The 839-nt window shown below is 67.8% G+C and carries 1 protein-coding gene; it reads left to right on the forward strand.

From position 1 onward, the window contains the following. On the forward strand, window positions 1-765 hold a 765-nt coding region (locus QQS14_RS16405), incomplete at its 5' end, for a DUF2184 domain-containing protein (RefSeq protein WP_285908096.1). Window positions 766-839: the final 74 nt, after the last annotated feature.

The raw sequence follows: 839 nt of genomic DNA on the forward strand, positions 1-839 counted from the left end.
CTGGCCGCGCCCGGCGGGCTCACCCCCGGCGGCAAGAACTGGATCGGCGGCAACTCCACGGCCATCGCCGGGATCGCCGTGGGCATCGACAAGACCACCTTGCCCATGCACCTGTGGGGCATGGAGGTCGGCTACTCCATCCCCGAGCTGGTGCGCTCGCAGCAGGTGGGGCGGCCCATCGACACCCAGAAGCACGAGGGGCTCCGGCTCAAGCACAACATGGACGTGGACGAGATGGTCTACATCGGCGACACGGACAAGGGCAGCTCCGGCCTGGTCAACAACGCGGCCATCACCCCGGCCGGCTTTGACGCCGAGTGGTACGCCGACGGCATGACCCCGGACCAGATCCTGACCGACATCAACGAGCTGATCTACGAGACCTGGGCGCGCAGCGGCTTTGCCGTGTGCCCCACGGACCTGCTGCTGCCGCCCAAGAAGTTCGGGCTGCTGACCAAGCCGGTGACCTCGGCGGGCAGTGAGAGCCTGCTCATGTACATCGCCAAGAGCTGCCTCTCTGCCCAGCAGAACGGACGCCCGCTGGAGATCAAGCCGCTCAAGTGGCTGACCGGGCGCGGCGTGGGCGGGGCCGACCGGGCCGTGGCCTACACCAAGGACAAGCAGTTCGTGCGCTATCCCATGGTACCGCTGCAGCGCACGCCGCTGGAGTGTCGCGGCATCCACCAGCTCACCACCTACTTCGGCACCCTGGGCGAAGTGGAGTTCGTCTACCCCGAGACCGTGGCCTACGCCGACGGCCTCTAGGCCAGACACGCAAGCGACAACGGCGGCCCCGCACACCGGGGCCGCCTCAACCACAAGGACGGAACAATGCCCAG

Origin of the sequence: Pseudodesulfovibrio pelocollis (assembly GCF_030282845.1) — a bacterium.
Lineage (GTDB): Bacteria > Desulfobacterota > Desulfovibrionia > Desulfovibrionales > Desulfovibrionaceae > Pseudodesulfovibrio > Pseudodesulfovibrio pelocollis.